Origin of the sequence: Flavobacterium galactosi, assembly GCF_048158585.1 — a bacterium.
Lineage (GTDB): Bacteria > Bacteroidota > Bacteroidia > Flavobacteriales > Flavobacteriaceae > Flavobacterium > Flavobacterium galactosi.
The window spans coordinates 476,776-502,767 of the sequence record NZ_JBLNKV010000003.1 but is presented as its reverse complement, the minus strand read 5'-3'; the positions used below and the strand labels follow the sequence as shown (position 1 = coordinate 502,767).

Genomic DNA, 25,992 nt, shown 5'->3' with positions numbered 1-25,992 from the left:
TTATTTAAGTTAAGCAAATTAATTCTTTATAGAAGATTCTCTAATAATAACACTTGTTTCTAATTCAATAGTTCTTGGTGTAAAAGGAATTCCTTCTTTATGACAATTCATTTCTTCTAATAATAAATTAAAAGACTGAATTCCCATTTCATGGCTTGGCTGATCTATAGTGCTTAATTTGGGTGTCAGTACTTGTGACATAAACCAATTGCTGAAACCAATTACAGCAACTTGTTGAGGAACTTTAATTTTGTTGTCATTAAAATGAGATAATACACCTACTGCAACCAAATCAGTAACTGCAAATACTCCGTCAACATCAGGATGATCTTTTATTATTTGTTTTGCAAAATCTAATCCTTCCTGAAAAGACACGGTTTCACAGGTATAAACTAATTTGGTATCAAAAAGGATATTGTTTTTTTCTAAAGCTTTTTTATATCCTATATAACGGTCAATTGAATTTTGGGGGTTTAGAGGGCCGCGGATATGGACAATTTTTTTACAGCCATTGTCTATTAAGTGTTGAACAGCGTTAAATGCTGCTTTTTGGTCATCTATAATTACTTTTGAGCAAGAAATTAGTTTGTTTATTTTATCAAACATTACAAAAGGAATATTCCTGTTGATTATTTCTTTTAAGTGATCATCGTTATTTGATTCGTTAGAAAGTGAAATAATAATTCCATCAACTCTTTTCTTGATAAGAAGTTCTACTTGTTTTTTTTCTAATTCCAATGACTCATTTGATTGTAGAATAATAACTAAATAGCCATTTTTTTCCGCTTCATCAATAATAGCATTTACCACATTCGAAAAAAAGTGATGTACTACTTCAGGAATAATTAAACCAATAGTTTTTGATTCTTTTGTTCTTAAATTTACGGCAAAGCTGTTAGGTGTATAATGTAGATTTTGAGCAAGATCAATTACTGCTTGTTTCGTTTTTGCACTAACATCAGGATAGTTTTTCAATGCTTTTGAAACAGTTGTTATTGAAATTCCTAATTTTGTTGCAATTTCCTTAAGAGTGATATCTTTCATGAATTGGATTTCTACGAATTTAATTTTATAAAAATATTTTTTAGGAACAGTTTTCTTTGAAATTTGATAAGCCTTTGTCTTAATTAATATTTATTAAAAACGGCTTTACTTTCATATATTCTTTTACAAGATATTAATTTTTATCGTATTTCTGTTTTTTTTATCAAAATAAACAAATTAATACAGATTAGTTAAATTGCGAAATACGTAGTGTGTTGTTTTTATTAAACAGTTAGATTTATTAAGTAGACTGTCTTTCAATTATACTTGTTGCTAATTCAATTGACTGAAAAACTATAGGTAAATTGTTTTTTTTTAAATTAATTTCATCGAATAAAATTGATGCTGATTTTCTTCCAATTTTAAATCCAGGTTGGTCAATCGTAGAAAGTTTTGGACTTATTACACTTGACATAAACCAATTACTAAAACCCAAAACTGCAATCTGTGTTGGAATAGCAATGCCTACTTCATTTAAGTATTTAATAATTCCTACTGCAACTAGATCAGTAACTGCAAAAATAGCGTCGATTTCAGGATGTTCATTGACTACTTTTTTTGCGTTTTCATAGCCATTTTCAAAATCCATGTTGTTATCACACACATAAACCAGTGACGAGTCATAGATAATGTTATTGTCTTCTAATGCTTTTTTGTATCCTAAAAATCGGTCGATGGAATTTTGTGGCAAATAGGAACCTCTAAAATGAGCAATTTTTTTATATCCTTTTTTTATAAGATAACTAACGGCATCATAAGCTGCTTTTCTATCGTTAATAGTTACTTTAGAACAGTTAACAAGTTTCGCAATTTTATCAAAAAGTACGAGTGGAGTATTATGAGAAAGGATTGTCTTTAAATGTTCAAATTCGCCAGTTTCGTTAGATAATGACATTAAAATTCCATCAACTCTTTTATTCAATAAAAGATCAATCTGTTTTTTTTCAAACTCAAACTTTTCGTTTGATTGTAAAATAATAACCAGGTAATCCCTCTTCTCAGCTTCTTCAAGAATTCCTTGAATAACATTTGAAAAAAAGTCATGAACAAGCGTAGGGATTATCAAACCTATTGTTTTAGATTCTTTTGTTCTTAAGTTTACTGCAAAACTGTTTGGAGTATAATTTAGCTGATTTGCTAGTTCAATAACTGCATTTTTTGTCTTTTCACTTACATCTGAGTACCCTTTCAAAGACTTTGAAACGGTTGTAATAGAAATCCCTAGTTGGTTTGCAATTTGCTTGAGAGTGGTGTTATTCATATTTCGATACTCTATAAAAGCCGAATAAAAAACTGCTTCTTGAAAAACGAATTTACAATTAATTTATTGTAATTCAATTTTCAAGAAACAGTTTAATTTTAAATTATGGATTTTATATCTTTTATTATTATTTAAGCTCTATTACGATGGCTTCGTAAGGACGTAAGATGTTATTTTTTAGTTTTTTAGTTCCAGCATAATTATCTAAAATAATTTTAGATTTAGCAACTGAAATCCCTATTTTGTAGGTGCTATTTTTATCGGTAAAATTCAATAACACCAATAATTTTTTACCGTCCAGTTCTCTGGTGTAAGCATATACATTTGGATTTTCTTTATCTAATACTGTATATTTTCCATAAACAAGCGTTGGTTCTTTTTTGCGTAATTGTACTAATTTTCTAAAATAATTCAAAACTGAATTTTGATCTTTTTCTTCTGCTTCTGCATTTATGGTTTTATAATTTGGATTTACTTTTAGCCATGGTGTTCCACTAGTAAAACCTGCGTTTTTAGTATTGTCCCATTGAAAAGGCGTTCTCCCGTTTTCTCTAGAAGTTTGTTTTTGACCTTCTAAAAACGCATTCAAATCACCCCCTTTATTTTTTAATCCAATGTATTTGTTGCGGGTGTCAACATCGTGATAATCATCAATTGAATTGAATCGAATGTTGACCATTCCTAATTCATCTCCATAATAATAATAAGGAGTTCCTCGCATTGTCATCACAAAAGTCGAAAGCATTTTTGATGAAATTTCTCGAAATTCAGGAGTATCATTACCAAACTTGCTGACCATTCTGGGTTGATCGTGATTAGCGAGAAAAATAGAAAGCCAACCTCTGTCTTTAAAGGCTTCATCATAACGAGAAAAAATTTCTTTGTATTTTACAAGGCCAAAATCTTTTAAATGTGTGCCAATATCAACACTTTCAAAATGGTAGGCCATGTTTAATTCTTTTCGGTCTGGATCTACAAATTGCATCGCATCTTCTGGAGAACTACCAGCACCTTCAGCAACGGTCATAATGTCGTATTTACTAAAAACTTCTCTATTCATTTCCTGTAAATATTCATGTAAATGAGGACCGACTCCATAGTATTTTATGATGTTTTTTTCATATCCTTTTGGTAATTCTGGCCAAGTTGTGTCTTTTGAAGCAAATTGAAATGCATCCATTCGAAAACCATCAATGCCTTTGTCTAACCAAAATTTCATGATATCATAGACTTCATACCTGACTTTTGGGTTCTCCCAATTTAAATCAGGTTGTTTTTGAGAAAAATAATGAAGATAATAGGAATCCGTTTGCGCATCATATTTCCAAGCATCACTATTGACGTCAAAAAAGCTCCATCTATAAGGGGGTTTCCCTTTCTCGGCTGGCCACCAATGGTAATAATCTCTATATTTATTATCTCTGGAGCTTCTGGATTGTTTGAACCATTCATGCTCGTCACTACTGTGATTTACCACTAAATCCATGACAAGTTTGATACCCCGCTTGTGCATTTCTTTCAATAAAAGGTCAAAATCTTCCATAGTTCCAAAATCCTTCATGATTTCACGATAATTGCTAATATCATAGCCATTATCATCATTTGGAGAAGTATAAATAGGATTGAGCCAAACAGCATCTATTCCCAAGCTTTTAACATAATCTAATTTGGATATAATTCCTTTTAAATCGCCAACTCCATCGCCATCACTATCCTTGAAACTTCTAGGATATATTTGATATACAACGGTTTCTTTCCACCATTTGGGATCCTTTTTTTGAGTCATTTTTACAGACATGTTTTGTGCGATTGTACTCTCAGCGACGAATAGCATCAGAGCAGAAAATAAGCATGATTTGATAATAGGTTTCATGTTTGTTTGTGTTAGTGGTATCAGGATTATTTAGTATTATTTTTTTGGAGGGTTCATAAATGCCTGAATTGCTTTATCTGTTATTTTGGGGTTTGCACCTTCGTTTTTTGCTACTAAAGCACCCATGGCACAAGCAAAATCAATAGCATTTTGGGGTTCATCATTGCTTAACAATTTGTAAAGTAATGCAGCCAAAAACGAATCTCCAGAACCTACGGTATCAATGACTTCGATTTTATAGCCACTATTATAATACATTTTTTCGTTGTAATATAAAACGGCTCCATGGCTACCTTTGGTTACGCAGATCTGTTTTGTATTTGTTTGCTCTGCAATAAAAAGAATATTTTGTTCCAATGAATGATAAGGAGAGTTAAGGAAACTACTTATTTCATACAATTCATCATCATTAAATTTTATAAAATCAGATTGTAGCATTAATCGAATAAGTACTTCTTTAGTATAAAATGGTGCCCGTAAATTGACATCAAATATTTTGTATTTGGCATAATTGATAAGTTCCAATAAAGTAGTAAACGAAATCAAATCCCTGCAAATAAGACTTCCGTAAACAAATGCATTAGCTTTTTTTACCACATTTTCAATTTCTGGATTGCATTCAATTTTATCCCAGGCAACAGGATAATTGATAGTATAGGATGCAGATCCTTTTTTATCTAATTTGACCAATACTTCACCAGTTGAAAAGGAAGCATCGATTTGAATAGTGTTTGTTGATACACCATTTTCTTTGATAAATTCCAGTAATTCTTTGCCTATCTTATCATTTCCGACACGGCTTATTATTTGAGCTTTTGCTCCAAGTGAAGCTAGCCGAAGCGCCACATTCAAGGGCGCTCCGCCAATTTTTTTATGTGTTGGAAAAACATCAAACAATACTTCCCCAAAGCAAACGACGCTGATTTCTTTTTTGATATTATTCATTGTTAAGCATTTTATGTTCTAATTCTTCTAGTGATAATCCTTTAGTTTCTGGCATCATAAATAGTACAAATACCAATTGCAGAACCATCATAAAGGCAAAAAAGGCAAATATAGGCCAAGGGTTTTCTTTAAATAAATCAATTACAACTGGTCCGGCTAAAGTGATTAAAGCTGCAAAAATCCAATGAATTCCAGTCCCAAACGATTGCCCGTTTGCCCGAACATTATTCGGGAATATTTCGGAGATAAATACCCAAATTACGGCTCCTTGTCCTATTGCATGTGAGGCTATAAATAATAAGATGGATACCATTAAAATAATAGAGCCTAGATTATTGTAAAATGCTAAAGCTACCATTGCTAAACTTACAATATATCCAATAGAGCCAATTATCATCAGTTGTTTTCTTCCCAGAACATCTATTAATCGCATACCTACAATAGTGAAAATCAAATTTATTAATCCAATTAATATGGAATTCATCAAAGATTCTTTTGAGGCTAATCCTGCCATTTCTAATATTTCAGGAGCGTAGTACAAAATAAAATTGATTCCTGACAATTGGTTGAAAAAAGCAAGTAGAAAAGCTAAAATTACCGGTAGTTTATATTTATTGGAAAAAATGGTTTCTTTTACTGTGGAGTCAATAACATCTTTTTTTATTTCTTCAAAATTTTCTAAAGCTTCTTCTTTAGTATAAATCATTTCCAATACTTTCAAACCAGCTGCATCGTCTCTCTTTTTTAAAATTAACCAGCGTGGACTGTCCGGAATTTGCAAAACAATAATGCTATAAATGAATGCAGGTAAAGCGACTATTCCAATCATCCATCGCCAGTCATTTGCACCAGCAAATCCTTCGAACAAATAATTAGAAAAGAATGCAATTAAGATTCCAAATACAATGTTGAATTGGAATAAAGCAACTAATTTTCCTCTATTTTTTGCTGTGGAAATTTCAGAAATGTAGATAGGTGCAGCTACAGAGGAAGCACCAACGCCGATTCCTCCTATAAAACGAAAGAATGAAAAGATATAAGGATTTTGTGCTAATGCAGAACCTAATGCTGATACTAAAAATAATATACCAATCCAAAAAAGAGTCTTTTTTCTACCCAATTTATCACATGGAATTCCACCGAATAAGGCACCAAAAACAGTTCCCCACAATGCCATTGACATGATAAAAATGCCATGAAATAATGGAGTGGTGTGCCATAATTCTTTGATTGGCAAATTTGCACCGGATATTACTACAGTGTCAAAGCCAAATAAAAATCCCGCTACTGCTACGGTGAGAGACCAATTTCGAACGTTATTCATTTGTTATGTTTTTGGTTAATAGTTTTGGTTTTTTTATTCGCCAGACGGGTGTTAATTTTTCCAAATTTCTTTAATTTTATTTATAGTAATGTTTTTAATTTCTTGATCTTGATTCGATTGAATGTGTAAAACTGTATAGGGCTTTTTAGGAAAAATTTGTTCTGTAAAGCTGTAAATCCCTTGATTTAAGAAAATTTCTATGGAAGACCAATCTAAAAGAATTCGATAGTCAATAGTTTCTGAAACAATGTTTGGAGTTGATGTTTTGTGAATTTTTTTCCCAAAATTTTCTTCAAAATTTACTATCCCTGAATGCCGTCTGTCGATGGAAAATGTTTTTTGTTTAGCATCATAATGAATTACTAAAGAATCGTTTGCATTATTAGAAAATATCAGTTTTAGATCCTTTGACTGTGCTTTAAATTTTATTTCTGATTGATTGAGGTTGTTGTGTTTTATAGTGACAGTTTGTTTTGCAGTAATGTCTATTTTCTCTTTTGAAAATTCAGAAATCATTTGTTTTTTTAGCTGTTCAACCGGAATGCTTTTTAAAATATAATTCACGCCTAATTTTTCAAGTGAAAGTTCTCTGGGCAGTGTCATGGCACTTCTCCAATTTTTTGTCGGTGTATTTCGGGCATAAAGCCAATTGCTCATCCAACCTATAAATATGCGTTTGTCATTTGGGGCATCATTATAAGTAACTCCTGCATAATTATCTGCTCCATAATCAATCCATTTAGTTTCTTTTTGGGTTGTATAAAAAGTTTTTCCGTCAAAATTGCCAATGAAATATTGCGTTCCTGAACCGCCATTTGGGGCTCCTGGATTAATACTTATAAGTAACACCCATTTTTCTTCATTTGAATTAGCTACTTTTAATTTGAAAATATCAGGACATTCCCAAACACCACCATGAGCACCATGGTTTTTGCCAAATTCACTTTCGAATATCCAAGTAATTAGATTTTTTGAACTATAAAATTGAGCATGGTCACCGGCTACTAAAACCAAATTCCAAAGATTAGTTTCGGTGTTCCAGAAAACTTTGGGATCTCTAAAATCTTTTAAACCGGAATTTCCTAAGATTGGATTTCCTTTATATTTTGACCAAGTGTCTCCTTCATCTAAACTATAGGCCAATCCTTGTGTTTGAAAATTTGTTTTTCCTTTTTTTTCGCCATCCATGTTATGATAGGTGAAAATAGCTATCATTGGTGGGTTGGCTTTAGTCCCTAATCCTGAAGAGTTATTTAGGTCCATAACGGCGCTTCCTGAAAAGATGAGTCCTAATTTATCAGGATATAAGGCAATATTCTTGTGTTTCCAATGAATTAAATCCGTACTAGTTGCATGCCCCCAGTGCATCGGTCCCCACACAATATCATTTGGGTAATATTGGTAAAACAAATGATAAAAACCTTTATAATACACCATCCCATTAGGATCATTCATCCAGTTTTTTTCTGGAGAAAAATGAAATTGCGGACGAAAAGGTTCTTTATATCTTTTTGAAGAGTCAATTTCTATTTTTTCAGAAGAATTTACAGTAATGATGGTGTTATTTTCTTCTTTTTTACAAGAAAAGATAGATAATAAAGCTCCGAAGAAAAATAAAATGATTAAACTAATACTTACGAACTTCATTTAAAAAAGGATTTATTTTTATATTATCTCTATAAAAATAGAATTCTTTTTTTAAATTATTCAATCTGTTGTAATCAAAAACGTTTTCGGTTAGTCGAAAACGTTTTCGATTTGTAATCAACGTACTATATGAGATTATTTAATTTTTTAACAAATTAATTATATAAGTTTGAATATATTATTAAAAATTACAATTATGATTTCAAATTTTAAAAGCCTGATATTCCTGTTTTTCCTGAGTCCAATTGTTTTTGGTCAAACAAAATCAGATGAGTGGCATTTGTATGCAAACTCCAGAGAAAATTATTATGGAGTTGCTATGGCAAATGGTCAAATAGGAATTGTTACAGACTATACTCCTTTAAAGACAAAAGAAATAATTCTTAATGGTGTTTACGATGGTAGTCCTGAAAATGGAATAAGCAGAATTGTGAGAGGGATTGAATTTTTAAACTTACACCTAACTATAGACAATCAAGAAATAAAATCGGACAATATCGATAATTGGAGTCAAGTGATTTCTATGAAAGAAGGAACAAGTACCACTTCGTTTACGTTCAAAGATTTTGCAAGTATTAATTATACAATTTTAGCAAATAGAGCGGTTCCATATTCTGCTATGGCAATTGTCGAAATTACTCCTAATAAAGATATCGAGATAAAGGCTTATAATTATATGATTGTCCCTGATGAATTGAAAGAAGCCAAAAGTCAATATCGGGTTTTAAAAGATAATCAATACATGATGCCAGTTTTTGGAACAACTGCAAAAACATTAACTGGTAAATATACCGTTTCAGCATCCACTACGTTTCTTTTTGACGGGCAAAGTGAAACATTGAAGCAAGTAGGAAATGAAGTTGGTTTTTCTAAAAAATTAGTAAAAGGAAAAAAATATCGATTTGCTATTGCCGGTGGAATTTGTACTTCAAAAGACATTACCGATCCATTGAACGAATCCGAAAGACAGCCTATATATGCATTGCAACAAGGAATTGATAATTTATTGAATCGTCATAAAGAAGCTTGGGCTGAATTATGGAATACGGGAGACATCCAAATCGAAGGCGATTTAGACGCGCAACAACGCGTAAGATTTGCTTTGTATAATTTGTATTCTTTCATTCGTCCAGAAACAAGACAAAGTATTGCGCCTATGGGATTATCTTCTCAGGGATATAATGGACATATTTTTTGGGACAGCGAACTTTGGATGTATCCTACACTTTTAGCCTTGCAACCAGATATGGCAAAATCATGTTTGGATTACCGTTCAGACCGTTTGCAAAAAGCAAAACAAAAAGCTACAATATATGGCTATAAAGGTGCGATGTATCCATGGGAATCTGATGACACAGGAGAAGAGGCAACGCCAACTTGGGCTTTGACAGGAATCTTTGAGCAACATATTACGGCTGATGTTTCGATTGCGTTTTGGAATTATTACGCTTATACACAAGATAAGTCTTGGTTAAGAAAAGAATGGAGCGTGTTAAAAGAAACTGCTGATTTTTGGGTAAGTCGTGTAGTTAAGAATCAGGATGGAAGTTATTCTATTTTGAATGTTGTTGGTGCGGATGAATATGCACAGCATGTTGATGATAATGCATTCACAAATGCCTCAGCTATTGAATCATTAAAAAATACAATTAAGGCAGCCACAATTTTAAATGAACCCATTGATTCGAAATGGGTATCGGTATCTGAAAAATTAGTAATTCATACAGAAAAAGGAATCACCCAGAATTACAAAGGATATAAAGGTCAGATTATAAAACAAGCTGATGTGAATTTATTGGCGTATCCTTTACACATAATCACGGATAAAGATCAAATAAAAAGAGATTTGGAATACTATGCCGAAAAAATTGATAAAAAAGATGGGCCCGCTATGGCTTCAGGAGTTTTATCCGTTTTGTATGCGCGATTGGGAGATAAAGAAAAAGCGTATAATTATTTTGTGAAATCATATTTACCAAATAGTCGACCTCCTTTTGGGGTATTCTCAGAATCAGCAAATAGTAATAATCCTTATTTTGCAACTGGAGCTGGTGCGATGCTTCAAGCAGTAATTTATGGTTTTGGAGGAGTGGAGCAAACAGACCACGGATTACAATATAATAAAGGGTTGTTGCCAAAAAAATGGAAGTCTTTAAAAATAATCGGTTTGGGAATGGATAACAAAACAATTACAATAGAATAAATAGTATATAACAATATTTTCAGCCACGAATGCACTTTTTAATCTTTTCTAACGGATTGTAATAAGTAATGTATTCGTGGTTTTTTTTGTTTTAGGTACCCTTTTTTTCTTTTCGAAAGAATAAAAAATGATATTTATGAGGCTAAAGCTTCCTAATTTGGGAAAGGTTATTTTTTTGGGATTATAGTCAAAATAACAGTTCTAAGCTAATGAACAAAAAAAGCACATTGTGTCAATTTGACATTGAAATAATAATAAAAATGATTTATTCGCAATGCTTTTTTGGTAAAGCAAGACTGTGTTGATGATAGTGTAAATAATTTTAGATATAAAAGGACTTAATATTAAAGATGTGTTTTTTTTAAGTGTTTTTTTTATGTTTAATATAATTTTAGTATTAATATTTTGAAGTATTAATTTTTAAAATCGAAAACGTTTTCGGCTTAACGAAAACGTTATAGTTTGTGATTTTCTTAATATTATCATAAAATTAGTATTATGTTTACGACATATTTTAAAACAAACCATTAAAACAAATTATTAACCAACTTATTTATTACGTATGAAAAATAGTCTACTAAAAGGCTTGATGGTGTTTCTAACGATGCTATGTACTAGTTTGACCTATTCGCAAGATGTGTCCGGTACGGTATCTGATGCTAGCGGTCCGCTTCCAGGGGCTTCTATATTAGTTAAAGGAACAACAAATGGAGCACAAACAGATCTCGATGGAAAATTTACTATCAAAAATGTTGGCTCAAACGCAGTTTTGGTTTTCAGTTACATTGGTCTTAAAACTCAAGAAGTAAGTGTAGCAGGAAAAAGCTCAGTGACTGTAATGTTAAAAGAAGACTCAGCTGAATTAAAAGAAGTAGTAGTTATTGGCTACGGTTCTGTTAAAAAGAAAGATGCAACTGGTGCAGTTGATCAAATTGGAGCGAAAGATTTTGATAATGTAGCTTCTCCTTCTCCAGCTCAATTATTGAGAGGTAAAGTAGCGGGTGTACAAGTAACACAGTCAAGTGGAGAGCCAGGAGCTGGTGTTGCTATTAGAGTTCGTGGAAACTCTTCTATTCGTTCAGGAAACGGTCCGTTAATTGTTATTGATGGTGTGCCATTGGATGGTGGAAATGTTTCTGCTGGTGGGGATAACTTGCTAGGTGCTTCGTCTGCAAAGAATCCATTAAACTTTGTAAATCAAAATGATATTGAAAGTATTAGTGTATTGAAAGATGCATCTTCTACAGCTATCTATGGTTCTCGTGGTGCAAATGGAGTTATTGTAATCACAACTAAAAAAGGAAAATCCAAAGAGCCTCAATTATCATACAGTTCATCAGTTCAATTCAGTAAAATGTCAGGTAAATTTGGCGTAATGAGCGCGGATGAATTTGTAGCAGCGGGTGGAGATGATAAGGGTTCAAGATCTTACAATTGGAAAGATGCGGTTTTACGTAATGGCTTTTCAATGAACCATGATTTGTCTTTCAGTAAAACAACTGAAAATTCAAATACAAGAGTCTCTTTTGGAGCTTCTAATACTGATGGTATTGTGAAAAATACAGGTTTGGATAAATATTCGGCCTCTTTTTACAATTCTAACGATTTCTTTGGTGGTGCTTTAAAAGTGGAGTCAAGAGTTATTTATGCTTCATTAAAAGATGAAACTACTATTTTATCTAATGACGCTGGTTTTATTGGAAATATAATTGGGACTGCTCTATATTGGAACCCTACATTGCCTATTTATAATGCTAATGGTTCTTATAATACAATAAGTAATACTTATTTAAATCCAGTAGAATTATTAAATTCTTATAAAGATTATACCAACACTAATAAATTGTTAGGGAGTATTAATACGACTTGGAAAATCAATAGTAAATTGAAATATCAATTCTTATTTGGTATAGAAAGTTCTACTTCGACTAGAAAAAGTCAGTTATTGCCAACTATGCGTATTTTGGATGTAGCAACTGCTGCTGTTCCGGGAGGTACAAATATTAAGTATGGTCAAGCTAATATTGCTAGCCAAAATAAGTTTAACAAAACTTTCGAGCACACTTTGAATTACAACAATGATTTTGGTGATAATTTTAACTTGGATGCATTAGTTGGTTATTCTTATTATGATTACACTGCTGATGGAAGTGGTGCGAGAGGAAAGGGATATGATAATGCTCAAACTAATCTAATTGACAACATCGAAGGTGGTCTTCAAAATGAATTTAGAGTTTCTTCTTATAGAAACAGAGTTGAATTACAATCTTATTTTGGAAGAGTAAATGCTACTTTGTACAAAAGATTAATTCTAACAGGAACGTTACGTTCTGATGGTTCTACCAAATTAGGGGTAAACAACAAATACGATTATTTTCCTTCTGTAGGTGTCGCTTACAAAGTAGTAGATGACAAAGAAGGTTTAGTGAATAGTTTCAAAATTAGAGGGAACTACGGTATAACTGGAAATCAGGAATTTGCTCCAAACTCTGCTATTGCAAGAGCATCTTATGGTAACAATGGAACTTTAGGAGTTGACAGTAATGCTAATGCTGATTTAAAATGGGAAACTACTAAATCGTATGGTGTTGGGACAGATTTTGAGTTGTTGAATAATAAATTGACAGGTTCATTAGATTATTTCCAAAGAGATACCAAAGATTTAATTTTTCCTGTACCTGCAGCTGCTACTCAACCAGGTCCACCGTCTCCACGTTTTAAAAACTTACCAGGTAACTTAATCAATAAAGGTGTTGAAGTTTCTTTGAGCTACAAAGTGATTGATACAGAGGATTTAACTTGGGATATCTCGGGGAATGCATCTTTCTTGGAAAATAAAATGACAAATTTTGCAGGGTTTATATCTACTGGAGGTTTAAATGGTCAAGGATTGTCAGGTGCTTATGCACAGGTGATTACTAATGATAAACCAATTTACTCTTATTATATGTATGAGTGGAGAGGATACGACTCTACTGGAAATTCTATCTATGCTGATGCATCAGGAAACAATACGGGTTTAGGTACTGCGGCTAAAAAGATATTAGACAAACAACCATTACCAAAAATTAATGTTGGTTTCTCAACTAATCTTACATATAAAGGTTTTGATGCTAGTACTTCTTTCTATGGTGCTTTCGGTCATTATATTTATAACAATACAACAAATGCATATTTCTTTAAAGGTGCTTTCCTTGGAGGTAGAAACGTAACTAAGGAAGCTGCAACTTCAGCTCAAGCGCAAGGTGATCCAAATTCACCATCTACAAAATACCTTGAAAAAGGTGATTTCTTAAGAATGGGGAATCTAACTTTTGGTTATACAGTAAAAGGAGCTATTTTAGAGAGATTTAAAATTAAATCAGCTCGTTTTTATGTAAATGGTTCTAATTTATTTGTAATTACAAATTACTCAGGGTCAGATCCTGAGGTTGATACAGATAAATCATTAAATGGTGTGCCATCTGCAGGTATGGAATATTTATCTTATCCTAGAGAGAAAAGTGTAGCTGTTGGACTTAACGTAACATTTTAATTAAAAAACAATGAAAAGAAATAATATTATAAAAAGCATCTTATTCGCCAGTACAATCGTGCTAGGGGTAAGTTGTACCAATCTAGAAGAGGAAGTATTAGATGGTGTAGTAGTTGGTAATTCAGCAGGGGGAACAGTAAACAGTGCGTCTCTATTGACTAAAGCTTATGAAGGTTTAAGAGAATTTCAAGGTCAAGGTCAAATGTTCGCTTTAGACGAAATGTCAACAGACGCATTAGTGGGTCCTACTCGTGGTGGTGACTGGGATGATAATGCGACATGGAGACAAATCCATACGCATACATGGGCGCCAGATCACAATGAAGTTAGAGGTGCGTGGAACTCTTTATTATCAAATGTTTATAACTGTAATTTAGTTGTTGAAAACGGTACTGCTTCAGAGGTAGTTCAAGCGCGTTTTTTAAGAGCATTTTACTATTATAATGTGGTTGATTTGTTTGGTCAAGCACCATATAGAGAAGCTGGTTCTTCATTAGAATCGGATCCAAAAGTATGGACTAGACAAGAAGCAACAGCATATGTAATTAGTGAATTAGAAGCCATTGTTGGTACGTTGCCTGACCGTGTTGCTAGTGACGCCAGTATCGCAAATAAAGATGCTGCTAGATTTTTATTGGCAAAATTGTACTTAAACAAAGGGGTTTTCAATGCTGCAAATCCAGCAGGTCCTTATGTTTTTGACGCTGCTGATATGACTAAAGTGGTAAGTTATGTTAATGCAATAAGTAGTTCTTTGACTACAGATTATTGGGATAATTTTAAACCTGATAATAATTTGTCTCCTGAAATATTGTTTTCATCTAAAAATTTAAGAGGTGGACAGGGTGGAAATATTCAATCAAGATGGAGAATGGGTATGCATTACAATCAAACTCCTGATGGATGGAACGGTTTCGCTACCGTTGCTGAATATTATAACAAATTTAATCCGAATGACAGACGTATTAAAAATGCAGATCCAGCGATTATTGCATCTTTTGGTAACAATGTTGGATTTCAAGTTGGTCAAATGTACAAACCAGGTGGGACTACTGCATTGAAAGATAGAAATGGAAATCCTTTATTTTTTACTCCAGCTTTAACTTTAATTACAAGCGGTGCTACTTTAGAAACTGCAGGTATTAGAAGTCAAAAATATATTCCGGATGCTGATAATTTAGGTACTCCGGAGAATGATTATGAATTCATGCGTTATTCTGATGCTTTGTTAATGAAAGCTGAAGCAATTCTAAGAGGAGGAACTGGGACTATGGCTACTGATGCGGTTAATACTGCCAAAATGATTACTAGAACTAATGTTACAGGAACTTTTCCAACGACTTTAGACGCTGTCTATGCAGAAAGAGGTAAAGAATTATGGTATGAAGGATGGAGAAGAAATGATATGATTCGTTTTGGTAAATTCTTGGCCGCAAGAGAACTAAAACCGTATGTTTCTGATAACAGATATGCTTTATTCCCTATACCAGCGGATGCTTTGTTTAATGCAAATTTAAAACAAAACCCTGGTTACTAAGGACTTGTTTGCAATTTATTATGTTTTGAGTTAGTTATAAAGAGGGTGTTGATTTACCCTCTTTATTTTTTTATACTACACAGTTTCTCAGAGTACCTTTGAAATAGACTCTATTTTGTCTGCTTTTTTTACAAAAAGTAAAGATTGGTTTTCATGGGTTTAGTACTTAAAAATGAGATTTTTTTAGTTTCAAAAACAACTATTTATTTGCTGTATTAATTTTTATATATAATGAATTATATATAAATTAGTCAATTATAATTACCTAATCAAATAGTTTTTAAATATGTTTAATCGTATTATTTTATTTTTACTTCTAATTTTAATTTTCACTAATTGTTCTAAAGAAAATTCAACTAATGAGAATGCCCTGTTCTCTAAATTAGATTCTTCAAATACCGGAATTAATTTTGTAAACGAAGTTAAGAATGGCGTGAATATGAATATATTCAAATACCGAAATTTTTATAATGGTGGAGGTGTTGCAATAGGTGATATCAATAATGATGGGCTTTCCGATATATATTTTACATCTAATCTAGGCACCAATAAACTGTACTTAAATAAAGGCCATTTCAAATTTGAAGACATCTCCAAGAAAGCAGGTGTCGAAGGGAATAAATCTTGGTCAACGGGTGTGGTAATGGTTGATATAAATGGAGACGGATTTCTCGATATTTATGTTTGTAGCGCAGGGAATAACATTAACTCAACAAGAAAAAGTCAACTTTTTATAAATAACGGTAATAGTACTTTTACTGAAAAAGCAGATGAATACAATCTTGCGGATACCGGTATAACAACTCATGCCGCTTTTTTTGATTATGATAAAGATGGGGATTTAGATTGTTATATATTAAATAACAGCTTTATTCCTGTGAGTAGCCTAAATTACTCGAATAAAAGGAATTTGCGAGATAAAGATTGGGATGTAGCAGATATTCTTAAAGGAGGGGGTGATAAATTATTGCGAAATGACAACGGAAAATTTATCGATGTAAGCGAAGCATCAGGAATATATGGCAGTCTTATAGGTTTTGGCTTAGGAGTTACTGTAGGGGATGTAAATGGAGATTTATACCCGGATATTTATATTTCTAATGATTTTTACGAAAAAGATTATCTATACATTAATAATAAAAACGGAACTTTTACAGAACAAATTCAAGGTTGGGCATCTCATATTAGCCAGTCTTCTATGGGGGCAGATATGGCCGATATAAACAATGATGGCAAAGCGGATATATTTGTTACAGATATGTTGCCGGAGCACGATGAGCGTTTAAAAACCACCACAAATTTTGAAAACTATGATTTATATCTTAGAAAAATAAATTTAGATTTTTTCAACCAATACATGCAAAATACTTTGCAGCTTAATAATGGGAACAATCAATTTCTTGAAATAGCAAATTATGCGGGTGTCTCTAAAACGGATTGGAGCTGGGGTGCTTTGATGTTTGATATGGATAATGACGGTTACAAGGATATCTATGTATGCAATGGAATTTATAACGATTTGACCAATCAGGATTTTGTGGACTTTTTTGCGAATGAATTTATGCAAAAAATGATAGTTACTGGCAAGAAGGAAGAAATTGAAACGATTATTAATAAAATGCCAAGTACGCCAATACCTAATTATGCTTTCAAAAATAATAAAAACCTAAAATTCACTAATGAAGCCAAAAATTGGGGATTGGATACGCCCAGTTTTTCAAATGGTGCTGCCTATGGCGATTTAGACAATGATGGCGATTTAGATTTGATTGTCAATAATGTTAATATGGAAGCCTTTGTTTATAAAAATAATTCAGAGAAAAACAAAGAAAACCATTTTGTAAAAGTAAAATTAAAAGGGGATAATCAGAATAGATTTGCAGTAGGAAGTGTTGTTCAATTATTTTCAGGAAAAGAAATTTTAAGACAAGAGTTAATCCCATCAAGGGGTTTTCAATCGTCGGTGGATTATGTTATGACTTTTGGAATTGGAAATAAAAAAATTGATTCCTTACAGGTAATTTGGCCAAACAGTAAATTTCAAACGATTAAAAAAATAAAAAAGGATTGTACGCTTAATTTGAATGTTGCAGATGCTAAATCAAGTTTTGTTCCAAAAAAAGAGGGAGCAAAATCATTATTATCTGAAAAGAAAAGTCAATTTTTGGCACATAAAGAAAATGATTATATCGATTTTGATTATGAAGGTTTAATTTCAAAAGAACTGTCACAAGAAGGACCTTCGCTTGCTGTTACCGATATTAATGGGGATGGTAACGAGGATCTTTATATTGGCGGAGCCAAAGGACAGGCTGGAAAAATCTATTTGAATAATGGAAACGGAAATTATAAGATTACAAGCCAAAAAGACTTAGACAGCGATGCTAATTTTGAAGATACTGCAGCCAGTTTTTTTGATGCTGATAACGATGGCGATCAGGATTTATTAGTGGGTTCTGGTGGAAACGAAAAAACAGATCAGGCCAATTATAAAAACAGATTGTATTTGAATAATGGAAAAGGGATTTTTATCAAAAGTAAAACGAATATTCCGTCTACTAATAACAATGTTTCCATAATAGCTGCAAATGATTTTGATAATGATGGCGATAGTGACGTTTTTATTGGTAGTCGAAGCGTTCCTGGGGTTTATGGAATTGACCCAAAACACTTATTATTGGAAAATGATGGAAAAGGAAATTTCACTAATGTAACCGATAAGAACGCTTTCAAATTGAATGAAATAGGTATGATCACCGATGCTGTTTGGGAAGATATTGATAATGACGGAAAAAAAGATTTAATTATTGTAGGTGATTGGATGGCACCAAGAATATTCAAAAATACGGGAAGACGTTTGGCGGATTATAAATCCAATCTTACGGAATTAAGAGGTTTTTGGAATGCAGTCAGCTGTGTGGATTTAAATAATGATGGTAAAAAAGATCTGGTACTTGGAAATAAAGGAACTAATATTCCTTACAAAGCATCAAGCACTAATCCGATGCGATTATTTGTAAATGATTTCGATAATAATGGAACGATTGAGCAAATTGCTACTCGTTTTATCGATAATAAAGACATACCCATCCATTTAAAACAAGAATTAGCCAAACAAATACCTTCAATCAAAAAGAAGAATTTAAGTTATGCGGACTATTCCAAAAAATCATTTCAGGAATTATTTGCTCAGGATATAGTTGATAATTCTATCCAAAAAAAGGCGACGATTCAAGAGAGCGTAACCGCCATTAATAAAGGAAATGGAAAATTTCAAGTCAAAGCATTACCCAAGGAGGTTCAGTTTTCTTGTGTGAATACTATTTGTACTTTGGATGTGAATAACGATGGAATTTTAGATTTAATTCTTGGAGGAAATCAATACGAATTTAAACCTCAGTTTACCAGATTAGATGCTAATTTTGGAAGTGTTCTTTTGGGAAATAAAAACGGAGATTTTTCCTGGATCCCTTACAACAAATCAGGCTTTTTTATTAAAGGAGAAGTAAAACATGTCAAAGCAATGAAAAATAAGAACAACACTATTTCCATAATAGCTGTTGTAAATGATAATACTCCTAAAATATTTAGTATCAATGAATAATTTTTTTAGAATAGGGCTAGCTTCATTGCTAATTGTTGGTTGTTCCAAAAAACAAGATCAGTTATTTGACAAGCTATCACCGGAGAAAAGCAATATTACATTCAACAATCAACTGGATCCTTCCAAGAATATCTCTATTTTAGACTATCTCTATTATTATAATGGAGGTGGTGTTGCGTTAGGAGATATCAATAATGATGGTTTGGTAGATATTTATTTTACTTCAAATCAAGGAAAGAATAAACTGTATTTGAATAAAGGCGGTAATAAGTTTGAGGATATTACAACGAAAGCTGGGGTTGAAGGGCAAAGTGATTGGAATGCTGGTACTGTAATGGCAGATGTAAATGGGGATGGATATTTAGATATTTACGTTTGTGCTGTTGTTGGAATCAATGGCTTTGAAGGGCACAATGAGTTGTTCATCAATAATAAGGACAATACATTTACTGAAAGTGCAACTGAATACGGATTAGATTTAGATAATTACAGCTCATCTGCTGCGTTTTTTGATTATGATAGTGATGGAGATTTAGATATGTATTTATTAAATCATGCTGTTCATTCTGAATTATCATTTGGAAATGCTGAAATTAGAAATAAGAGAAGTTACGAATGCGGAGATAAATTATTTAGAAATGATAATAACAAATTTGTTGATGTAAGCGTACAAGCAGGAATTTTTGGCGGAGCGAATGGGTACGGTTTAGGAATAGCGGTTTCTGATTTTAATCTTGACGGCTATCCTGATATTTATATTTGTAATGACTTTCATGAAGATGATTATTATTACTTAAATAACGGTGACGGTACTTTTACGGAAAGTTTGAAAAAGCATTTTGGGCATACCAGCAGATTTTCAATGGGAGTCGATGTTGCGGATGTAAATCACGATGGATTTCCTGATATTATGACATTGGACATGCTTCCAGAGGACGAAAAAGTTTTGAAATCTTCATTAGGAGATGACAATGTTCAAATGCTGAAAATGAGAACGGAGAAATTAGGGTATCATTACCAGTATACCAGAAACATGTTGCAACTGAATCAAGCAGGAGAACATTTTACAGAAACTGCTTTACTCAGTGGTGTCGCAGCTACTGATTGGAGTTGGAGCGCATTATTTGCTGATTATGATGAGGATGGAGAACAAGATATATTTGTATGTAATGGAATTCCCAAACGTCCGAACGATTTGGATTATGTGAAATACTTTTCAAACGATCAGATAAAAAGTAAAATCAGCACGACTAAATTGTTGGACAACGAAGCTTTAAGAAAAATGCCAAAAGGCAATGTGACCAATTACGTTTTTCAAGGTTCGAAAGATTTAATGTTTAAAAACAGATCTAAAGATTGGATTGAAAATGATTCCATAATTTCAAATGGCAGTGGTTATGCTGATATTGATAATGATGGGGATTTAGACGTAATTACTAATAATTTAAATAGCGTAGCTTCCGTTTATGTAAATAGTACGAATAAAAGTTCTAATTATTTAAAATTGAGATTGCAGTTTGGCGGGAAAAATACTTTTGGTATTGGGACCAAAGTAATTTCTTATTCTAAAGGCAAAAAACAATTCAAGGAACTGCAAACTACGAGAGGATTTCAATCTTCTTCGGAGCCTATTATTCATTTTGGTTATGGGAATACAAGAACTATAGATTCGATAGTGGTTATTTGGCCAGATAAAACATATCAAACAGTGAAAAATGTTAAAACGTGTCAAACGCTGAATATAAAACCGAATAGCAACCGAAAAGCATTTAATTATAGTAAATTACATCCTGCGGTTCTACCTATTTTCAAAAAGGTAGTAACTAATTTAGGAATCGACTTTACGCATCAGGAAAATGATTATATCGATTTTGTCTTCCAAAAATTAATTCCATACCAACGTTCTGATCGGGGACCGGCAACGGCAATAGGTGATTTAAATGGAGACGGTAAAGATGATATTTTCTTTGGCGGAGCCAAAAACAACAAAGCAGCTATTTATATTCAAAATCCAAAAGGATTTACTAAAAAATCTTATATTGAAATTGAAAAAGATTCTGTTTTTGAAGATGCTTCAGCGGTAATAGGCGATTTTAACAACGATAAAATTAACGATTTGTTTGTAGCTTCCGGAGGCGGTGAAAATGCCTCTAATTTGCAAGACCGATTATATTTAGCTAATAAGGGACAATTTGCAAAAACGATTTTGCCTGATTTAGCCCAAAACGCTTCGGTTGTAAAAACGTTCGATTATGATAAAGATGGTGATTTAGATGTTTTTATTGGGAATAATTCTGTGAACAATAGATTTGGAAGTATGCCGGACTGTTATTTATTGAACAACAATAAAGGCGTTTTTACTAGTGTTGAAAACAGAACGTTTTCAAAAATTGGAATGGTTACGGATGCTATTTTTACGGATTTTAATAAAGATGGTAAAATAGATATTATCGCAATTGGTGAATGGATGAAACCTACTTTCTTTGCCAATACAAATGGAAAATTTAAAAACGTTACTGAAACTGTTTTTTCTGAAAAAAGCAATGGATTGTGGCAAGCTATAATTCCTTTTGATATTGATAATGATGGCGATCAAGATTATTTGGTTGGAAATTGGGGAATGAACTCTAAATTCAAAGCTTCACAGGAGTTTCCTATGAAAATGTATTACGATGATTTTGACGGAAATGGTTCTTTTGAAACGATTGTGGCTAAAGAGAAAAATGGGAAGTATTACACCACAATGGGGCTGGACGAGTTAGCCGAACAGTTTAGTGGAATGCTTAAAAAGAAATTTAATAGTTATAAATCATTTGCGGGTAAAACATTAGAAGAGGTTTTTGATCCAAAAATGCTCGAAAAAGCAAAATTATATGAAGTTCATAATTTGAAATCGGGATATTTAAGAAATGATAAAGGAAAATTTACTTTTGTTGCTTTTTCTAATAAAATGCAAGTAGCCCCAATTACCTGTTTTGTGAAGTCAAATTTTGATTCTGATACAAAAGAAGAAGTTTTTGTAGGAGGAAATTATTTTGGTGTGTCACCTTATCATAGCCGATTTGATGGGTTTTCAGGAGCTTTAATAAAAAATGAAAAAACAATCTATTTAGGAAGTCAAATAGGTATCGATTTAACTCAGAAGGCAGTTAAGCATTTGGATGTTATTAATCTCAATGGTAAAAAATATTTATTGATTACTATCAATAATAATAAAGCTGAGGTTTATGAAATGCCAATGGTTAAAAATTAATTTAAAAAAACATTACAAATAAATAATTAAACTCAATAAAATGAAATCTAAGATTTATCTTTTAGGACTTATAATGTTCTTTTTTATTTCTTGTAAAAAAGAAAATTCAATAAAAGTTACCACAAATGATTTCTGTGCTGCAGTGGATACAGTGACGGGAATTATGGTTCATGACATCTTTTCACCGCCTGTTGCAAGTAGAATTTACGTTTATCCTAATGTTGCAGCCTATGAGATTATGGCTCAAAACAGTACAAAGTACCAGAGCCTGCAAGGACAATTAAAGGGATTAGATTCTATCCCTAAACTAGATTCAAAAAGTGGGGTTAACAAAAATTTAGCAGCACTAATCGCCCATATTGAAGTGAGTAAGCAATTAATTTTTTCTGAAGAAGCGCTAGAAAAATTCAGAGACAGTTTATATGAAAAATGGGAAAATGAGAATGCGGAGGAATTCTTGGTTTCTAAAGAATATGGCTTAAAAGTAGCGGATCGAATTAAAAAATGGATGGGAAAAGACAATTACAAGCAAACCCGAACTTTTTCTAAATTTTCGGTTTATGCAAACCAGCCCGGAAGATGGCAACCAACACCGCCCGCTTATATGGATGCTGTTGAACCGCATTGGGGAGAAATAAGAACTTTAGTGATGGATTCAGCTTCTCAATTTAAACCAATTGCACCCTACCCTTTTTCTACAGATAAAAATTCTGCTTTTTACAAAGAAGCAAAGGAAACCTATGACGTAGGGAATATGATTTCCGAAAAATTAATTGCAATGGAGAAAAATAAAAGTACTGTAATTCCAGAAGAATCTGATATTGCTACTTTTTGGGATTGTAATCCCTATGCCACAGTAACACAAGGACACATGATGTTTGCCAAGAAGAAAAACTCGCCAGATGCACATTGGATGAATATCACTAAAATTGCCTTGAAAAAAAATAAATCTGACTTTGAAACTTGCGTTTTTGCCTACACTAAAACGTCGATTGGAGTTTTTGAAAGTATTATTAGTTGTTGGAATGAGAAATTTAGAACTAATGTAATTAGACCGGAAACCTATATTAATCAAAATATTGATGAAAATTGGAGACCGCAATTACAAACACCTCCTTTCCCAGAATATACGAGCGGGCATTCAGTGATTTCTTCTTGTTCGTCACTAATTTTAACTTCAATTTTTGGAGATAATTTTAGTTATATTGATGATTCTGAAGTTCCTTTTGGATTACCAAAAAGACCTTTTAAATCGTTCAAGCAAGCAGCAGCAGAAGCCGCAATTAGTAGACTGTACGGAGGTATTCATTACAGAGCAGCAATCGAAAATGGTGTTGTGCAAGGTAATAATATTGGAAATTATTTGAATGAAAAATTAAAGATGCTTAAATAATAATGATAGTCAGAAAAAAATATATAATAGGATTTAGTGCATTTTTTTTATTGTTTATAGCATGGTATTTATTTATAAAAAAAAGTGATTATTGTATTTCATTTAAGGTTAATACTGCTACAGGAACTGTTTTTCAAGGTGTTCAGGAGTGGTCAGCCACTCAGTTACTAAATCAAAAAGAAAATTATACTATTCTGGAAAAGAGAAATTTTGATTTCATCAAACAAGAAATGAAAAAAGGGAACTCCTATATGGAATATACTTGGGAAATGAAATCCATTAATGACTCAATAACCGCAGTAACCGTTGGTATAAAAGATTTCGATAATAGTTTGTTCAATAGACTTACCGCGCCTTTTTATAGAACTAAGTTTAAGGTAGAACAAATTAAAAAAATAACCGATTTTAAAAACGGCTTAAATAATCATATAAAAAATTTTAAAGTCAAAATTGATGGCGAAGGTACTTCTCAAGAAACATTTGTAGCTTATATAAGCTTGAAAAGTATATTGCAGGAAAAAGCACAAACTATGATCGCAAATGATGCGATTATAACTGGTTTTTTGCAACAAAATAATATTAAGATAATAGGAAGTCCTTATTTAGAAATTCAAAGTTGGGATCTTGATAAAGAAACAATCAACTTTAATTATTGTTTTCCAATTGATAAAAGCACCAAAATTATCGAAAATGAGATAATTAAATTCAAAACATTGCCAGCTCTTAAAGGTTTAGAAGCTACCTATTACGGGAATTTCAGAACTTCGGACAGAGCATGGTTTGCTTTGCAGGATTATGCAAAGAAGAATGACATTAAATTAGAAAATAAACCACTAGAGCATTTTCTTGCAAATCCTTTTAATGGGGGCGATGAACTGGAATGGGAAACTAAAATAATTATTCCATTTGCGAAAAAATAAAGGTTAAAAATTTAGATTATTTTAACATTTCGAAAACGTTTTCGGGTATTCCGAAAACGTTTTTGTTTTAATTATGTATTGAATTGGGAATTTTAAAATTAAATTTAAAAAAAATTAACAAACCAATACATTAACCAAAGAATGGGAATTAAAATAAAATTAAGTTTTTGGCAGATAATCAATATGAATGTTGGTTTTTTTGGCATACAATATAGCTTCGGATTACAGCAAAGTGCTGTAAATCCTATTTATGATTTTTTGCATGCAAGCCCAGATCAAATTCCTATATTGAATCTTGCAGGTCCGTTAACGGGTTTGTTGATACAACCTATAATTGGTGCAATGAGTGATAAAACTTGGCATCCAAGATGGGGAAGGCGAAAACCTTACTTTTTTATTGGAGCAATAGTTTGTAGTATTGCCTTATTTTTATTCCCATTTAGTAGTTCATTATGGATGGCTGCAGGTTTGCTTTGGATTCTAGATGTTGGTAATAATACCGCAATGGAACCTTATCGTGCCTTTATTGCTGATACATTAACCGAAGACCAGCAACCTATGGGTTTTCAAGCGCAAAGTTTTTTTACTGGTTTCGGGCAGTTTTTGGCTTATATCTCTCTTTTTCTATTTCCAATAATTTTCGTCGGTTATACGGGATCATTGCCTACTTGGATTTATGCCTCCTTTTTTCTAGGAGCAGTACTTTCTGTAACTTCCATTTGGTGGAGCATAAGTAAGACTAAAGAAATTCCACCAACTGAAGCAGAATTAGCAATTTTAAAAGCGGAGCCATTAAATGTTTTTTCTCCTTTTATAGATATTTATAGAGCGGTTTTAGAAATGCCAACGGTTATGTGGCAACTATTTTTGGTCTATTTGTTTCAATGGTATGCCATGATGTGTTATTGGCAAAACAATTCAAAAAGTATTGCTTTGTCCGTTTGGAATGTCACGCCAAAGAATACAGCAGGATATGAAAAAGCAGTGGAATGGAATGGATTGATTGGTGCATTTGGGTTTATAGTTACTTTTTCAATAGCCTTCTATTTGGCCAAATTAGCCAAAAAGCATGGGGCCAAGATGATTCATTTCGTCTGTTTGTTATTAGGAGCGGTTTCTCTTTTATGTTTTCCAATGGTACAAAATCAGTATGTGTTTTTTGCTGTGGTTATTGGCTACGGCATTGCTTGGGCAAGTATGATGGGAATTCCTTACTTGATGGTTGTTGCTGTTATTTCAAAAGAAAGATATGGTGTCTACATGGGTATTATCAATATGATGATTGTGATCCCAATGATTATTCAAAACCTGTCATTTGGTTATATTTTAAAAAACTTCTTACATAATGACCCTCGATTAGCAATAAGTTTTGCAGGAGTACTGTTAGTGATTGCTGCTTTCTGCACATTATTAATTAAAATAAAAAAGACAAAATTAAGTGAATAATACAATA

14 protein-coding genes are annotated in these 25,992 nt (G+C 32.4%); 8 read left to right on the top strand and 6 right to left on the bottom strand.

What is annotated here, in order from left to right; translation table 11 throughout:
• Positions 1–18: 18 nt before the first annotated feature.
• The 6 genes from ACM55M_RS08910 to ACM55M_RS08885 form a co-directional block, all read right to left on the bottom strand.
• Positions 19–1,044 (bottom strand): LacI family DNA-binding transcriptional regulator, encoded by a 1,026-nt coding sequence (locus ACM55M_RS08910; RefSeq protein ID WP_416857234.1) that lies wholly within the window; start codon positions 1,042–1,044, stop codon positions 19–21.
• Positions 1,045–1,285: 241 nt separating this feature from the next.
• Positions 1,286–2,305, bottom strand: coding sequence for a LacI family DNA-binding transcriptional regulator (locus ACM55M_RS08905; RefSeq protein WP_416857233.1), 1,020 nt, complete (start codon positions 2,303–2,305; stop codon positions 1,286–1,288).
• A gap of 127 nt (positions 2,306–2,432) precedes the next feature.
• Positions 2,433–4,178, bottom strand: a complete 1,746-nt coding sequence (locus ACM55M_RS08900; RefSeq protein WP_416857231.1) for a glycoside hydrolase family 13 protein — start codon at positions 4,176–4,178, stop codon at positions 2,433–2,435.
• Positions 4,179–4,214: 36 nt separating this feature from the next.
• Complete coding sequence (locus tag ACM55M_RS08895) at positions 4,215–5,123, bottom strand: carbohydrate kinase family protein (RefSeq protein WP_416857230.1); 909 nt, start codon at positions 5,121–5,123, stop codon at positions 4,215–4,217.
• Positions 5,116–6,447, bottom strand: coding sequence for a sugar porter family MFS transporter (locus ACM55M_RS08890; RefSeq protein ID WP_416857228.1), 1,332 nt, complete (start codon positions 6,445–6,447; stop codon positions 5,116–5,118). The genes ACM55M_RS08895 and ACM55M_RS08890 overlap by 8 nt, the downstream gene beginning before the upstream one ends.
• Before the next feature lie 51 nt (positions 6,448–6,498).
• On the bottom strand, positions 6,499–8,094 hold the full coding sequence (locus ACM55M_RS08885) for a glycoside hydrolase family 32 protein (RefSeq protein WP_416857227.1): 1,596 nt from the start codon (positions 8,092–8,094) through the stop codon (positions 6,499–6,501).
• A gap of 196 nt (positions 8,095–8,290) precedes the next feature.
• Between ACM55M_RS08885 and ACM55M_RS08880 the strand changes: the two genes are divergently transcribed.
• The 8 genes from ACM55M_RS08880 (at position 8,291) to ACM55M_RS08845 (ending at position 25,985) form a co-directional block, all read left to right on the top strand.
• A complete protein-coding gene (locus ACM55M_RS08880; RefSeq protein ID WP_416857225.1) occupies positions 8,291–10,297 on the top strand; it encodes a glycosyl hydrolase family 95 catalytic domain-containing protein in 2,007 nt (668 codons plus the stop codon).
• Between the two features lie 562 nt (positions 10,298–10,859).
• Positions 10,860–13,832 (top strand): SusC/RagA family TonB-linked outer membrane protein, encoded by a 2,973-nt coding sequence (locus ACM55M_RS08875; protein ID WP_416857224.1) that lies wholly within the window; start codon positions 10,860–10,862, stop codon positions 13,830–13,832.
• A gap of 10 nt (positions 13,833–13,842) precedes the next feature.
• A complete protein-coding gene (locus tag ACM55M_RS08870; protein ID WP_416857223.1) occupies positions 13,843–15,369 on the top strand; it encodes a RagB/SusD family nutrient uptake outer membrane protein in 1,527 nt (508 codons plus the stop codon).
• A 286-nt stretch (positions 15,370–15,655) separates the two neighbouring features.
• Positions 15,656–18,973, top strand: a complete 3,318-nt coding sequence (locus tag ACM55M_RS08865; protein WP_416857222.1) for a VCBS repeat-containing protein — start codon at positions 15,656–15,658, stop codon at positions 18,971–18,973.
• Positions 18,966–22,226, top strand: a complete 3,261-nt coding sequence (locus ACM55M_RS08860; RefSeq protein WP_416857221.1) for a VCBS repeat-containing protein — start codon at positions 18,966–18,968, stop codon at positions 22,224–22,226. The genes ACM55M_RS08865 and ACM55M_RS08860 overlap by 8 nt, the downstream gene beginning before the upstream one ends.
• A 40-nt stretch (positions 22,227–22,266) precedes the next feature.
• A complete protein-coding gene (locus ACM55M_RS08855) occupies positions 22,267–23,619 on the top strand; it encodes a vanadium-dependent haloperoxidase (RefSeq protein ID WP_416857220.1) in 1,353 nt (450 codons plus the stop codon).
• Between the two features lie 2 nt (positions 23,620–23,621).
• Entirely contained in the window at positions 23,622–24,539 is a 918-nt protein-coding gene (locus tag ACM55M_RS08850) for a GyrI-like domain-containing protein (protein WP_416857218.1), read from the top strand.
• A 141-nt stretch (positions 24,540–24,680) separates the two neighbouring features.
• Complete coding sequence (locus ACM55M_RS08845; RefSeq protein WP_416857217.1) at positions 24,681–25,985, top strand: MFS transporter; 1,305 nt, start codon at positions 24,681–24,683, stop codon at positions 25,983–25,985.
• Positions 25,986–25,992: the final 7 nt, after the last annotated feature.